The following is a 12,927-nucleotide window of genomic DNA, read 5'->3' on the forward strand; positions in this document are numbered from 1 at the left end:
TGGTTATTTATTTCTTAAAGACTTCGATATTAATATTTTTATGATTAGACTCGTCGCCGGTGGCGGCGATTATCACATAAAAGCAGTCGGCAGGCTTCACGTTGGACGCTTCACACTTTTGATTTACCTCTTTGGATAAATCCTTGTGTCCGACGGTCGGGGTCCCGTCTTGTTCCAGGGAAAGATCGCCAACTTTTGTATAACCAGATGATTCTTCATGAGTAATTTGTTTTGCCGCAAAAACAGGTGATGAAACTAACAGCGTTAAAGCCAGTGCGGGTAGCATATATTTCATCTTTGTCATCCTCTGAATGTTTCATTGAAATGGTTAACTGTTTTTCCTCATTAACGCATTAAAGAATTAGCACAGTTTTAAAGAAAATCAATTTCTTCACCATAGATTCAGAATGAGTTAGCGGGAAGGACTGAACATATTCCTTCCCACGACGCACGGCCCAGCGAATTAAGATTTAAAGCCTGCGGCGGTCATCAGCAGGCGAAATCCCATCCCCACTGCGGCCAGCGCAAATACGCTGACGCTCCATAGAATAACCATCCACATGACACGTTTAGCGGTCTCTTTCATCAATGGTAGCCCTCGCCAGGCTGCACCTTCCCTCGGAATACGTAATAGCTCCAGAAGGTGTAAACCAGGATTATCGGAATAATAAACAGCGCGCCAACCAGCATAAAGCCCTGGCTTTGCGGTGGCGCAGCGGCCTGCCACAGCGTGATGTCCGGCGGAATGATGTTTGGCCAGATGCTGATGCCCAGCCCGCTAAAGCCCAGAAAAACCAGCCCCAGCGTCAGCACAAACGGTGTGGCGTGCAGGCTGTCGGTTGCCCGCACGCTGCGCCAGAGCCACAGGCTGAAGAGCACGACAAGCAGCGGGACCGGCAGCAGGAACAGCAGATTTGGCAGGGAGAACCAACGCTCTGCAATATTCGCGTGGCGAAGCGGCGTCCAGAGGCTGATCGCCGCTATCACGGCCAAAAGCGCCAGCAGCAATGCTGGGGTCAGGCTCCGCATTCTTCTTTGCAGCGGATCTTCGCTTTTCATCACCAGCCAGGTGGCACCCAGTAAAGCGTAGGCTATGACCAGACCCAGGCCGCAGAACAGGTTGAACGGCGTCAACCAGTCAAGCTGGCTACCGGCAAAATGCCGCCCGCTGACTGAAAAGCCTGAGATAACGGCGCCGACGGCGATACCCTGGCAAAAAGTCGCCAGAATCGATCCCCCCAGGAACGCTTTGTCCCAGAAGGGGCGATGCGCCGGCGTGGCCTTAAAGCGGAACTCGAAGGCGACGCCGCGAAAAATCAGCCCCACCAGCATCAGCGTGAGCGGAATAGTCAGGGCATCGACGATAACCGCATACGCCAGCGGGAAGGCACCAAACAGGGCAGCCCCGCCCAGCACCAGCCAGGTTTCGTTCCCATCCCAGACCGGTGCCACGCTGTTGACCATCACATCGCGGTCTTCAGCGTCGCGAATAAACGGAAACAGAATACCAATCCCCAGATCGAAACCGTCCATCACGATATACATCAGGGTGGAGAAGACGATAATCACAAACCAAATAACAGATAAATCGATGCCCATTAGCGCGTCTCCTCAAGTGATTCAGCGACCGCGGACAGCGGGCGGGATGGGGTGCCTTGTGCCGGATGGTCGTCGAACGGCTGCGGGCCTTTTTTGATGAGCCGAATCATGTAGCCGTAGCCGACGCCAAACACCGACATGTACACCACAAAGAAAGCGGCCAGGCTGAGGCTCATTTGCAGCGTACCGTGGGCAGACACGGCATCTTTGGTGCGCAGCAGGCCATAAACGACCCAGGGCTGGCGGCCAACCTCCGTCGTAATCCACCCGGCGAGAATGGCAATCAGCCCCGAGGGCCCCATCCACAGCGCAAAGTGCAGGAACGGGCGGCTCTCAAACAGCCGGTCGCGGTAGCGAAGCCACAGGCTGGCGACGCCGAGCAGGATCATCAGCATGCCTAAGCCCGCCATCACGCGGAACGACCAAAAGACAATCGGCGAGTTAGGGCGGTCCTCTTTCGGGAACTCTTTCAGGGCAGGCACCTGTTTTTCCAGACTGTGGGTGAGGATCAGGCTGCCGAGCGCCGGGATTTCCAGGCCAAAGCGAGTGCGCTCCTGGTCCATATCCGGCAGTCCGAACAGCAGCAGCGGCGTCGGCTCGCCGGGACGGTTTTCCCAGTGTCCCTCAATGGCGGCGATTTTAGCCGGTTGATGCTGGAGCGTATTCAGGCCGTGCATGTCGCCGATCATTGCCTGAAGGGGGGCGACAATCACCGCCATCCACAGGGCCATTGAAAACATGGTGCGAATGGCTGGCGTGTTATTGCCGCGCAGCAGGTGCCAGGCGGCGGAGGCCCCAACAAAGAAGGCGCTGCTGAGGAACGCCGCCACGGACATATGCAGCAGGCGATAAGGGAATGAGGGGTTAAAGACCACCGCCAGCCAGTCCACCGGGACGACCTGTCCGTTGTGGATCTCAAAGCCCTGAGGGGTTTGCATCCAGCTGTTTGAGGCGAGGATCCAGAAAGTGGAAATGATTGTCCCGAGCGCCACCATGCAGGTGGCGAAGAAGTGCAGACCCGGGCCAACGCGGTTCCAGCCGAACAGCATCACGCCCAGAAAACCGGCTTCAAGGAAGAAAGCGGTCAGCACTTCGTAGGTCAGCAGCGGGCCGGTGATGCTGCCGGCAAACTGCGAGAACCCGCTCCAGTTGGTGCCGAACTGGTAGGCCATGACCAGCCCGGAGACCACGCCCATGCCAAAGTTGACGGCAAAAATCTTCGACCAGAAGTGGTACAGCGAGCGGTAAACCGGGTTTTTAGACTTAAGCCAGAGCCCCTCAAGTACCGCGAGGTAGCTGGCAAGCCCGATGGTGATGGCCGGGAAAATAATGTGGAAGGAGACAGTGAAAGCAAACTGGATCCTCGCCAGGTGAAAAGCGTCTAAACCGAACATGCAGAACTCCGCATAGCAAATTATTCGGCTCGATTGTAGGCCGCGCCACGTCTGGGATGTAGAAACAGAGGGGCACGAAAAAGGGATAACAGTTTGACTGAGAACTAATTCGAAACTTTCCAGTCTATATCGCGAATGCTCTTTTAGGGGAACAAGATGCTGTCATCGAAGTTTGGCGTATTTTTACTGATTGGACTCTGCCTGGCATCCCAGGCTTTTGCCCTGGATCTTTTGTCCCCCGCCAAAAGAGAGATCGCCATGCAGCTGGTGTCCAGCGCGGAAAACTCCTCGCTGGACTGGCGAAAACAGTATGCCTATATAGAAGATATCGACGACGATCGCGGCTATACCGCTGGTCTGATCGGTTTTACTTCCGCCAATGGTGATATGCTCGACGTTGTGGAGCGCTACACGTCAAAGCGGGCGGCCAACCCGCTTGCGAAGTATCTGCCAGCCTTAAAAAGGCTCGCGGAAGAAGAAAGCAGCGCCCATACCGGACTTGATCCTGATTTTGTCCGCGCATGGAAAAGTGCCGCCAGCGATCCCGCCTTCAGGGCCGCGCAGGATGAAATTCTGACGGAGCAGTATCTGGAGCCCGCCGTCGAGCAAGCGAAAGAAGACGGGCTGAGCACGCTCGGGCAGTTTATCTACTATGATGCGCTGGTGATGCATGGGCCGGGTGATCAACGGGAGGCGTTCGGTGGCATACGCGCGGCGGCAAGTAATGTTGCTCAAACACCCGCACAGGGTGGCAGCGAGCAGGCCTGGTTGAACGCGTTTTTAGATGCACGGGTGACGATTATGCGGGAGGAAAAAGCCCATGAAGAAACGTCGCGAATTGAGCTTGAACAGCGCCGCTTTCTCAGGGAACGGAATTACAGCCTGTCGCCCCCGCTGCGCTGGCGCACCAACGACGAAGACTTTGTGATTGAGCATTGAGAAGATAAAACCCGCGAAGTGGGCAGCGGGTTTTATCGTTTAGGCTTCCAGCAGCGCCATCAACCTCTCCTGCACGCTGGTGCAGCCGGCCAGTACCAGATTACCTTGCAACAGGCCGCCGTTGGCGAGAAATGCAGTGCTGCTGCCGCCCGCCTCGGTGATCAGCAGCAGCCCGGCCAGCGCGTCCCAGCTGTTCATATGCTCCTCGTAGTAGGCGTGGACCTGGCCCGCGGCAACGTGCGCCAGCATCAGCGCGCCTGCGCCAAAACGCCGGTACTCCATGCCGTCGTTCAGCACATCTTCTATAGTGCGCGCATAAAGTGGAACCGGCGCGCGGCTGGAACGGCCCAGGCCGATGACCACGCCTTCCGGGGACGGATCGTGAAGCTTGAGCGGTTTACCGTTCAGGAATGCGCCCGCGCCGTGGCGGGCAAAAAAGAACTCATCTCGGTCGGGGGCGTAGATAATCCCCAGCTCAATCACGTTCTGCCTGACGTAAGCGAGGGAGACGCACCAATAGTCCATGCCAAGAATAAAGTTAGTGGTGCCATCAACCGGATCGAGCACCCAGACGCCGCGTTCACCTTCCTCCAGGCCGCTTTCTTCCCCCAGAAAGCCGTCCTGCGGGCAATGCGTCCGCAGCCAGCTTTTAATCTCTTGCTCAACCAGAATGTCCGCCTGTGAGACGAAATCCTGGCGACCTTTTTTTTCCACGCTTAAGCCTGCATCGCGCAGCGCCTGGGCGCGGGCGCCGGCTTCGCGGATTAACGTGCATAACGCCTGTAGCTGTTGTTCGGTCATGTTTTGCTCTTAAGTAAGGGAGATTGACGTGTGTCGGTGAATCAGGTTGACCTTCACCCAACTGGTGCGTGAAGGCTGTGCAGGCGTTCGGGCGCGCTCCAGCAGGTGAGCCAGCGCCAGCCGGGAGATTTCCGCCACATCCTGGTTGAGGGTGGTGAGTCGGTAGCTGTACTGCGCCGTTTGTGGCGTGTTGTCGAAGCCGATCAGCTGAAAATCCTGTGGCGCATATTTGCCGCGCTGGCGCATCCCGTCGAGAAAGCCACATGCCAGCTGAGCGTTGGCGCAGAAAATACCGTCGGGGATCTGCGTTACAGCCGCTGCAGCCTGCCAGCCGCCTTCATAGCCTTCCTCTTCACAAAGCAGCGAAGCAAGGTTTTGCTCAACTACACCACGTTCGATCAGCGCCTGGCGGAACGCTTCGCCGCGCATTCTGCCGGCCCAGGTAGAAGAGTGATTATTGAGCCAGCCAAAATGTTTGCACCCGCTGTTGACCAGCTGTTCGGCGGCCAGCACCGCCCCGGCTGCGTTATCCGAACAGACGTAATCCACGCCGGGAATGTCGGGCTGGCGGTTGATGCCAACCACCGGAATATGCTGCTGCACGCACTCGTTCACCAGCGCTTCGGGAGGCTTGCCGGAGGTGACGATGACGCCGGAGACGCGAAACTGAGTGAAGTGGCGCAGCGTTTCCGCCAGCTCCTGCTCAGAGCGGATCTCTGTCACCAGAGCCTGAAAGCCGTTGCGCTGAATTTCGCCTAGAAGGCCGTCAAGCAGGCTGCTGCGAAACGGATCGTTGATGCGCGACACGATGACGCCAATCAGATGGCTGCGGCGGCGGTTAAGGCCCTGGGCAAGAAAATTGACCTGATAACCAAGCTCTTCGGCTACCTGCAGCACGCGTTCCCGTGTGGCAGGGGAAATACTGCCGTTGTTGCTCAGCGCCCGGGAAACCACGGCGCGCGAAACGCCCGCCCGGCGGGCCACATCTTCGGCGGTCACGCTTTGTTTATGCATCGACGAACTCAAGGCAAATAATCCTCAGTGTAAAACCGCTGCTGATGGAAGTCGTACTGCAGCCCGTCCTGGCTGACGAACAGCCCGGCGTGGGGGCGGCAGGCCAGCTTTAGCGCGGGCAAAATGGCATCGTTACAGTGATACAACCCCAGCGACGGCAACCCCAGCGATGTAAACAGTTTCAGGCAGTCGGGGAAGTCGCCGTGAGAGGAGTCTTCCGCCAGTTCAGACAGCGAGGCGCACTCCTGAAACGCCAGGTCCACGCCGGCCATCAGCGCGATGGAAGCTTCGGTGGGCCGCCCGTCGCCGCTATAGAACAAAGCATATTCCCGGATATCCACGCGCAGCGCCAGGTTGGCCATTTCATGGCGGGTTGGGGCGGTGCGAATCCGCCAGTGATGCCAGTGAAAATCAGCTTCGCTGTCGCGCCATTCGATGGGGAAACAGAGCGAAGGTTCTGGCCAGTTGGCGAGCGAGGCCAGCTGCATCAACACTTCGCGCTGTGCCGGCTGGCTGTAGATCTCCAGCGGCTTTTGGCGGGCACAACTCTTCCAGTGATTGAGCAGCGCCGTTAACCCGGTGCAGTGGTCGGGATGCACGTGGGTGAAAAACAGCACGTCGATGTCGTTGATGCCGCCGCCGCGCTGCCACAGCGCACGAGGAATGGTGGGGCCGCAGTCGACAAGCCATTGCCGGTTTTCGTCATCAACAATCCGCAGCGCGGAAGTATTTTGCCAGCGGGAGAAAGCGCTGCCGCAGCCAAGCACGTCGATTTTCATTGCCCCTCGCTAAAAATTTATCGCGGTTAATTAAAGTGTCACAAAGACACGCCACAGTAGGCTCACATCATCTCTGAGCGGCGTTTCATTTTTTTTACAGCGAAATGAACACGTGTTCATTCAGAGCAAAAAAGACGTAAACAAACATGTCGGATACCGTTATGAGCTACCTGGAAATGGCGCACCTGCAAATTAGTTACGGCGAAAAGGTGGTGCTAAAAGAAATTAATCTTGCCGTGAAGAAAGGCGAGATGATTGCATTGCTGGGCCCGTCCGGCTGCGGGAAAACAACGTTATTGAACGCGTTGTGTGGGTTTATTCCTGTTAAGCAGGGCCACATTGTTGTGGCCGGGAATAATATTACCCAAAGCCCGCCGGAGCAGCGAAATATCACCATGGTATTTCAAAGCTATGCGCTGTGGCCGCATTTAACGGTGGAACAAAATATTGGTTATGGCCTGAAGCTACGCAAGTGGCGGCGGGACGCGATTCAGGCCAGAGTGCTTGAGCTATTACAGATGGTGAATCTGACCGGCCTTGCCGGGGCTAAAATTACCGAACTTTCCGGCGGGCAGCGGCAGCGCGTGGCCCTGGCGCGCGCGCTGGCCATTGAGCCAGACGTACTGGTGCTGGATGAGCCGCTGTCGAATCTGGATGCCAAAGTCCGGCTGAACGTGCGCCACGAAATCAAGCAACTGCAGAAAAAGCTGGGTTTCACCTCGGTGATCGTCACCCACGACCAGCAGGAAGCGCTGGTGATGGCCGACCGCATTGTGGTGCTGAATAATGCCCAAATCGAGCAAATCGGCACCCCGGAAGAGATTTATCAAAAGCCCGCCACGCCCTTTGTGGCTGATTTTATGGGAGCCGATAACCGTATTACGGCGGAAGAAATAAATACCCTGGGCCTGGCCTCGATAAATAATAGCGGTGACCAGGAAATCTATTTCAGAAGTTCGGATGCAGCGCTTTCATCATTAAATAAATCTTTCCCGGAGGGTGGATTAACGCTTGAAGGGGTGGTTGAGCAAAATGCTTTTATTGGCCACAACTATCGTTACGCCATTCGCTATCGGCAGCGTCTTTTCCATGCCGACTCCGTTGATAATTTGCCGTTGAATACAAAAGTCAGGCTGCATGTGCCTGAGTCAGCCCTGCATATTTTTAGTTCGTCCCACACAGCTTGAACCAGTCTATTTTTCTGAGGGGTAATTATGTTTACTAAAACCAGACTTGCCGCCGTCACGGCGCTGTTTTTAAGTTATGGCGTACAGGCGGAAACCGTTTTAAACGTGGCCACCGCCGGTGACCAGAATATGGTGGATTACGTCAAAACCTGGCTGGGGCCAAAGTTTGAGGCCGCGCATCCGGGGGTGAAAGTGCGCGTGGTCGGCACCGGACCGGGGGACGCAGGCTCGAATAAAATCATCGAAAAACTGAGTGCTCAGCAGCAGAGCGGGGCCAAAACCTGGGATATCGACGTGGCGGTGGTTCACCAGAAAGTGGGCGGCGAACTGGTGGAAAAAGGGCTGCTGGAAAAATACCGACAGCACATCAAAACGGGCGAAATGGTCTCCGCGGATAACGCGAAAAATGCGCTGGGCGTGAACGTGGACGGCTATGTGATGCCGATGTTCCTGAGCCAGACGGCTATCGCCTGGAACAGTGAAACCATGACAGCGCCGCCGACCTCTTATGACGAGCTGGTTGAGTGGGCGGCGAAACACCCGCAGGCGTTCGGCTACAACGGCATTAAAAACGGCATGTCCGGCGTCAGTTTTGTCGTTGGCTGGATCTACGCCTACGGCACCGACGCCCAGCGTTTATCCGCCTTGCCTTACGATAAGAGCGTAGAGAAAAACTGGTCGCAGGCTTTTGAGAAGCTGAAAGCGTTTAATAAGAACGTGACCTTTACGCCGGGCAACGCCGGTACGCTGGATATGCTGACCCGTGGGGAAATCGCCATGGGACCGGTCTGGGTGGATATGTTCTACACCTGGAAAGATCAGGGCAAGCTGCCGCCGTCCATCAAGCTCGCTTTGCTTTCACCGGGCATGCCGGGGCAGCCGATGTACTACGTCACGCCGGCCAAAGCGGCACAGCCTGAACTGGCGCGCGAGTTCATTGCGCTGGCAACCAGCCCGGAAGTGCAGGCCGACGGGATCGTGAAGCAGTTCAACTGGTATCCGGGCATTGACGCTAAGTACGTTAAACCGAAGCTGGATGACGCAACCTGGAGCAAACTGTTTGCCGAGATTTCCCCGAAAGCGCTCGCCGATTACGGCAAAAGCTTCCCGATAGCGCCTTACTTTGACGACATCAAAGAAGGGTACGAAAGCCAGGTGTCTAACTAATCCTTTCCCGGCGCCCGGTTCAGGTCGGGCGCCACGCTCAAGTTCAAAGGTTTGCTATGCGCGTTTCGTTAAACTATCTGCTGCTGGTGAGCCCCGCCGCGCTGATGATTGTGGTGCTGTTTCTGTACCCGCTGGGATTTTCTCTGGTGGCTGCCTTTACTTCGGACGCCGGGGCGCTGACGTTACAGCACTTTGCCAAAGTCCTGGCGCTGTACTCCAACGATATCCTGTTCACGGTGTTTATCGTGCTGGTGTCGGTTGCGCTGCTGGCCACGTTATCGATAACGATCTCGGCGGTGATCGCGCTTTCTGCCTGCCGCCCTGTTATTCGGTTGCTGGGCATGCTTTACCGCCTGCCGCTGTTTATTCCGTTTATCGTTGCCGCGCAGATGATGCGCACGTTTCTGGCTAAAAACGGCCTGATGAATAACCTGCTGGTTGCCAGCGATTTGGTGCAGCCGCTGGACACGATCTCCTGGCTCGGCTGGAAAGGGATCATCATTACCTTTGTCTGGAAGCAGCTGGCGTTTGCCACCTTACTGATTTGTGGGGCGATGGCGGCACTGGAGCCTTCGCAGGTGCTGGCTGCCAGAAACCTGGGGGGTTCGCGAGTTCGCATTCTGTTCGACATTATTTTACCGCAGGTGTTACCGGCTATTGGCGTCGCGCTGGTGCTTTCCACGGTGACCATGATGTCCGTGCTGTCCGTGCCGCTGATGATTGGCACCGGAACGCCAACGATGCTGACCGTCGACATGGCATTCCGCGTTAACTCCTACAGCGATTATGCGGTGGCTAACGCGCTGGGCGTGATCTCCCTGCTGATTTGCGGGGCGCTGTCATGGTTTTATCTGCGCCACAGCCTGCGCCAGAAAGGAGGGGAAGCATGAGCCTGATAAAAGGCCGATTCGGCCTGCCGCTGCAGGTACTGCTGCTGGCCTTTATGCTGTTTGCGATGTTCGGCCCGTTGCTGAACCTGCTGATCTGGACGGTGGCGGAAAGCTGGTTTTATCCGCATACCTTGCCGAGCCAGTGGGGATTAAAGTACTGGTATCAGGTGTTTAGCCCGTACAGCGATGTTTCCGGCTCGCTGCTGACCAGCGTGTTTATTGCCGTGCTGTCGGTGCTGGTTTGCCTGCTGATTTCCGTTCCCGCCGGCTACGCGCTTTCCCGGCGCGCGATGCCGTTCCGGGTGGTGTTTATGCTGCTGTTTTTGATCCCTCAGGCGTTTCCAAACCTGACGGTGTATATGAACATCGCGCGGCTTTTCTATCAGTGGGGGCTGAACGGCACGGTAGCTGGCGTGGTGCTGGTGCACAGCGTACATGGCCTGATGTATTCAGTCTGGATTTGCGTAGCCGCGTTTTCGGCTGTTGACCCGCTGCAGGCGCGGGCGTCCCGTAATTTAGGGGCAGGGCCGCTGTTTACCTTCTGGCACATTGTGCTGCCTCAAGCTTTACCGGGGATCATGGCCGCCGGGATTTTCGTGTTCCTGGAATCGCTGGATGAGTTTACCGGCACCTTTTTCGTCGGCGCGCCGGATATCACCACGCTGCCGCTGCTGCTTTACAACGCCAGCATGTCCGGGAATTACCAGGTATCGTCGATTACCGCGCTGATTTTGCTGGTACCGTCGCTGCTGTTTATGCTGGTCATCCATAAGTTTATGCGGCCTGAGATGCTGTCGAAGCTGGGCAAGTGATACAGGCATTGGCTATACAATACAGATAATTCCGGGCGGATAATGTTTTAGATTATCCGCCTGAGGGGAGTGAAAGCCCGTTATCCGTTTGTTTTCGAGGTGTCCATGAAGAAGCGATATGCTCTCGCCGCAATTCCGGTTTTATTGACGACCTTTAGCAGCCTGGCTTCCTCGGAAGCGGCCTGGCAGCAGTTGGACAAAGACGTGCAAAAAAGCTGTCTCGCCATCAGCGCCCTGCAGGAGAAAAAGATAGAAGGGAAGCGCACTGACTTCAGCGACGAGGTCGGTTACTCGGCGGTGGTGATTTCAGGCAACTACAAATTTAAGAACAGCCAGCCGGTGCCTGGCAAAGAACTGTGTCTTTATAACCGCAAAACGAAAAAGGCCAGTCTGGAACAGATGCAGTAGCATTTTTGCACGGTTAAAGAATATATCCCTGCAAAGACAATCTCTTTGAACGACAGACAGTTATCCCTCAGCCGGGACGCTGCCTGTTTTATCTGGCGCAAAACTGCCATTTCCCCGTCACGTTTCTGCCATAAACCCCTCCCATACTGACTGACTTCTTACCCCTGACAGGTTTGCAGACAATGGCAAAACGTCCCTGGCTTCCGTGGCTGATCCTCACGCCATCTTTGATCTTTTTACTGCTCTTTACCTGGTTCCCGCTGATCCGCTCGGTGTACGACAGCCTGTTTGATACGCGTCTGGCGGGCGAGGCCGGCGCGTATGTGGGCGCAGGTAACTATGTTCGCCTTTTTGCCGACGCGGTTTTCTGGAAATCGCTGGTGAATAATCTGTTCTATATTGTGCTGACCGTGATCCCCGGCGTGGCGCTCGCGCTGCTGCTGGCGGTTGCGCTGTGGGAAAATCATCGCGTTAACCGCTGGCTGCGGACGGCATTTTTCTTCCCGATGATCATTCCCATGGTCAGTGCTGCGGCGCTGTGGTTGTTCATTTTTATGCCGGGCATGGGGATGCTGGATTACTACCTGGCGAAGCTGTTCGGGCCGATGAATAACAACTGGCTCGGCCGCAGCAACAGCGCGCTGTACGCCCTGGCGCTGATTGGTGTCTGGAAGTTCGCGGGCTATTACATGCTGTTCTTCCTCGCCGGCTTACAAAGCCTGCCAGCCTCGGCGCGAGAAGCGGCGATCATGGAAGGGGCAACCTCCACGCAGGTATTCTTCAAAGTCACTTTACCGCTGCTTCGCCCGACGCTGAGCTTTGTGGTAACCACGGCGCTTATCTACTCGATTACGCAGATTGACCACGTGGCGGTGATGACGCGCGGCGGGCCGGATAACGCCACCACCGTGCTGCTGTACTACATCCAGAGTCTCGCCTGGGACACCCATGATTTAGGCAAAGCTTCTGCCGCCACCTTCCTGACGCTGGCCGGGCTGTTTGTCTTCTCGTTCGTTAACCTCAAACTGCTGGAAAGGGGCGCCCACCATGAGCGTTGAGTTTTCTGGGTCCGTTGTCAACGCGCGTAGCGTACCGCAGCCGCTGTGGTTGCGCCTGCGAAAATCAAAGGGCGTGACGCTCACCGTGCTGATGTGCTGCCTGGCGCTGCTGTGGGTTAGTCCGTTTATCTGGATGCTTTCATCGGCTTTTAGCGCCAGCACCTTCGGGGAAGGCATGGCCTCAATATTGCCGCGTTTTCCGCTCACGCTGAATAACTTCCGTGATGCGTGGCAGAGCGCCGACTGGCTCAGTTTGTACGCCAATACCCTGATTTTCAGCTTCGGTACTTTCTTCGTGCAGCTCATCACCATCACCACCGCCGGGTACGTTTTTGCCTGCCATGAGTTTCGCGGCAAACAGACGCTGTTCCTGCTGTTTCTGGTGCAGCTGATGATCATGCCCGTCGTGATGATGGTGCCGAACATGATGACGCTCAAAGCGCTGGGCCTGCTCAATACGCTGACCGGCGTGATGATGCCGTATTTCACCTCCGCGTTCGGCGTGTTCCTGATGCGTCAGGCGTTTCTCGCCATCCCGAAAGAGCTGGAGGAGGCCGCGCTCATGGAGGGCTGCCGCTGGTGGCAGGTGCTTTACCGCGTGCTGCTGCCGATGTGTTGGCCGTCGGTGCTGGCTTTCGCCACCGTGAGTATTACCTACCACTGGAACGAGTACCTCTGGCCGCTAATGATGCTCAATGACCCGGACAAGCAGGTGCTGACGGTCGGGCTCGTTTCGTTTGCTATGGGCGCCGAATCCGGCGGCCAGTGGGGCACCATCAGCGCCGGGACCATTATGGTTTGCCTGCCGCTGATGCTCGCCTTTATCGCCTTCCAGAAGCAGTTTCTGCGAAGTTTTGGTTTTTCAGGTATCAAGTAAGG

Annotated in this window: 15 protein-coding genes; 8 read left to right on the top strand and 7 right to left on the bottom strand. The window is 56.3% G+C overall.

From position 1 onward, the window contains the following. Positions 1 to 7: 7 nt before the first annotated feature. The 4 genes from A936_RS21295 to A936_RS21305 form a co-directional block, all read right to left on the bottom strand. On the bottom strand, positions 8 to 295 hold the full coding sequence (locus A936_RS21295) for a YdgH/BhsA/McbA family protein (protein WP_008461440.1): 288 nt from the start codon (positions 293 to 295) through the stop codon (positions 8 to 10). Positions 296 to 463: 168 nt separating this feature from the next. Further along, positions 464 to 586 (bottom strand): DUF2474 domain-containing protein, encoded by a 123-nt coding sequence (locus A936_RS23100; protein ID WP_008461441.1) that lies wholly within the window; start codon positions 584 to 586, stop codon positions 464 to 466. After that, positions 586 to 1,599, bottom strand: coding sequence for a cytochrome d ubiquinol oxidase subunit II (gene cydB, locus A936_RS21300; protein WP_008461443.1), 1,014 nt, complete (start codon positions 1,597 to 1,599; stop codon positions 586 to 588). The genes A936_RS23100 and cydB overlap by 1 nt, the downstream gene beginning before the upstream one ends. Continuing rightward, a complete protein-coding gene (locus A936_RS21305; protein ID WP_008461445.1) occupies positions 1,599 to 2,993 on the bottom strand; it encodes a cytochrome ubiquinol oxidase subunit I in 1,395 nt (464 codons plus the stop codon). Before A936_RS21305 ends, cydB begins: the two co-directional genes overlap by 1 nt. Before the next feature lie 156 nt (positions 2,994 to 3,149). Between A936_RS21305 and A936_RS21310 the strand changes: the two genes are divergently transcribed. Further along, a complete protein-coding gene (locus A936_RS21310; RefSeq protein WP_008461451.1) occupies positions 3,150 to 3,932 on the top strand; it encodes a chitosanase in 783 nt (260 codons plus the stop codon). A gap of 39 nt (positions 3,933 to 3,971) precedes the next feature. Here A936_RS21310 and A936_RS21315 read toward each other — a convergent pair whose 3' ends face one another. The 3 genes from A936_RS21315 to A936_RS21325 are packed head-to-tail and all read right to left on the bottom strand — an operon-like array spanning position 3,972 to position 6,526. Next, complete coding sequence (locus tag A936_RS21315; protein WP_008461453.1) at positions 3,972 to 4,733, bottom strand: inositol monophosphatase family protein; 762 nt, start codon at positions 4,731 to 4,733, stop codon at positions 3,972 to 3,974. A gap of 9 nt (positions 4,734 to 4,742) precedes the next feature. Further along, on the bottom strand, positions 4,743 to 5,747 hold the full coding sequence (locus tag A936_RS21320; protein ID WP_008461455.1) for a LacI family DNA-binding transcriptional regulator: 1,005 nt from the start codon (positions 5,745 to 5,747) through the stop codon (positions 4,743 to 4,745). Positions 5,748 to 5,755: 8 nt separating this feature from the next. Beyond that, positions 5,756 to 6,526 (bottom strand): MBL fold metallo-hydrolase, encoded by a 771-nt coding sequence (locus A936_RS21325; RefSeq protein WP_008461458.1) that lies wholly within the window; start codon positions 6,524 to 6,526, stop codon positions 5,756 to 5,758. Positions 6,527 to 6,687: 161 nt separating this feature from the next. Between A936_RS21325 and A936_RS21330 the strand changes: the two genes are divergently transcribed. The 7 genes from A936_RS21330 to A936_RS21360 all read left to right on the top strand — a co-directional run bounded on the left by A936_RS21330 (position 6,688) and on the right by A936_RS21360 (position 12,925). Next, positions 6,688 to 7,713, top strand: a complete 1,026-nt coding sequence (locus A936_RS21330; RefSeq protein ID WP_034810126.1) for an ABC transporter ATP-binding protein — start codon at positions 6,688 to 6,690, stop codon at positions 7,711 to 7,713. Between the two features lie 27 nt (positions 7,714 to 7,740). Then, positions 7,741 to 8,880 (top strand): ABC transporter substrate-binding protein, encoded by a 1,140-nt coding sequence (locus A936_RS21335; protein WP_008461460.1) that lies wholly within the window; start codon positions 7,741 to 7,743, stop codon positions 8,878 to 8,880. Between the two features lie 56 nt (positions 8,881 to 8,936). Continuing rightward, complete coding sequence (locus A936_RS21340) at positions 8,937 to 9,770, top strand: ABC transporter permease (protein ID WP_008461461.1); 834 nt, start codon at positions 8,937 to 8,939, stop codon at positions 9,768 to 9,770. Continuing rightward, entirely contained in the window at positions 9,767 to 10,582 is an 816-nt protein-coding gene (locus tag A936_RS21345) for an ABC transporter permease (protein WP_008461462.1), read from the top strand. The genes A936_RS21340 and A936_RS21345 overlap by 4 nt, the downstream gene beginning before the upstream one ends. A gap of 105 nt (positions 10,583 to 10,687) precedes the next feature. Beyond that, positions 10,688 to 10,990: a hypothetical protein gene (locus A936_RS21350; RefSeq protein ID WP_052045593.1), complete on the top strand. Its 303-nt coding sequence runs from the start codon at positions 10,688 to 10,690 to the stop codon at positions 10,988 to 10,990. A gap of 182 nt (positions 10,991 to 11,172) precedes the next feature. Beyond that, positions 11,173 to 12,048: a carbohydrate ABC transporter permease gene (locus tag A936_RS21355; RefSeq protein ID WP_008461472.1), complete on the top strand. Its 876-nt coding sequence runs from the start codon at positions 11,173 to 11,175 to the stop codon at positions 12,046 to 12,048. Next, positions 12,038 to 12,925: a carbohydrate ABC transporter permease gene (locus tag A936_RS21360; RefSeq protein ID WP_008461474.1), complete on the top strand. Its 888-nt coding sequence runs from the start codon at positions 12,038 to 12,040 to the stop codon at positions 12,923 to 12,925. Before A936_RS21355 ends, A936_RS21360 begins: the two co-directional genes overlap by 11 nt. Positions 12,926 to 12,927: the final 2 nt, after the last annotated feature.

This window comes from Enterobacter sp. Ag1, assembly GCA_000277545.1.
Taxonomy (GTDB): Bacteria; Pseudomonadota; Gammaproteobacteria; order Enterobacterales; family Enterobacteriaceae; genus Cedecea.

Coding starts and splice junctions, on each gene's coding strand:
- A936_RS21330 (WP_034810126.1), top strand. CDS start 6,688: ATGAGCTACCTGGAAATGGCGCACCTGCAAATTAGTTACGGCGAAAAG.
- A936_RS21360 (WP_008461474.1), top strand. CDS start 12,038: ATGAGCGTTGAGTTTTCTGGGTCCGTTGTCAACGCGCGTAGCGTACCG.
- A936_RS21355 (WP_008461472.1), top strand. CDS start 11,173: ATGGCAAAACGTCCCTGGCTTCCGTGGCTGATCCTCACGCCATCTTTG.
- A936_RS23100 (WP_008461441.1), bottom strand. CDS start 586: ATGAAAGAGACCGCTAAACGTGTCATGTGGATGGTTATTCTATGGAGC.
- A936_RS21320 (WP_008461455.1), bottom strand. CDS start 5,747: ATGCATAAACAAAGCGTGACCGCCGAAGATGTGGCCCGCCGGGCGGGC.
- A936_RS21325 (WP_008461458.1), bottom strand. CDS start 6,526: ATGAAAATCGACGTGCTTGGCTGCGGCAGCGCTTTCTCCCGCTGGCAA.
- A936_RS21340 (WP_008461461.1), top strand. CDS start 8,937: ATGCGCGTTTCGTTAAACTATCTGCTGCTGGTGAGCCCCGCCGCGCTG.
- A936_RS21310 (WP_008461451.1), top strand. CDS start 3,150: ATGCTGTCATCGAAGTTTGGCGTATTTTTACTGATTGGACTCTGCCTG.
- A936_RS21350 (WP_052045593.1), top strand. CDS start 10,688: ATGAAGAAGCGATATGCTCTCGCCGCAATTCCGGTTTTATTGACGACC.
- A936_RS21345 (WP_008461462.1), top strand. CDS start 9,767: ATGAGCCTGATAAAAGGCCGATTCGGCCTGCCGCTGCAGGTACTGCTG.
- A936_RS21305 (WP_008461445.1), bottom strand. CDS start 2,993: ATGTTCGGTTTAGACGCTTTTCACCTGGCGAGGATCCAGTTTGCTTTC.
- A936_RS21335 (WP_008461460.1), top strand. CDS start 7,741: ATGTTTACTAAAACCAGACTTGCCGCCGTCACGGCGCTGTTTTTAAGT.
- cydB (WP_008461443.1), bottom strand. CDS start 1,599: ATGGGCATCGATTTATCTGTTATTTGGTTTGTGATTATCGTCTTCTCC.
- A936_RS21295 (WP_008461440.1), bottom strand. CDS start 295: ATGAAATATATGCTACCCGCACTGGCTTTAACGCTGTTAGTTTCATCA.
- A936_RS21315 (WP_008461453.1), bottom strand. CDS start 4,733: ATGACCGAACAACAGCTACAGGCGTTATGCACGTTAATCCGCGAAGCC.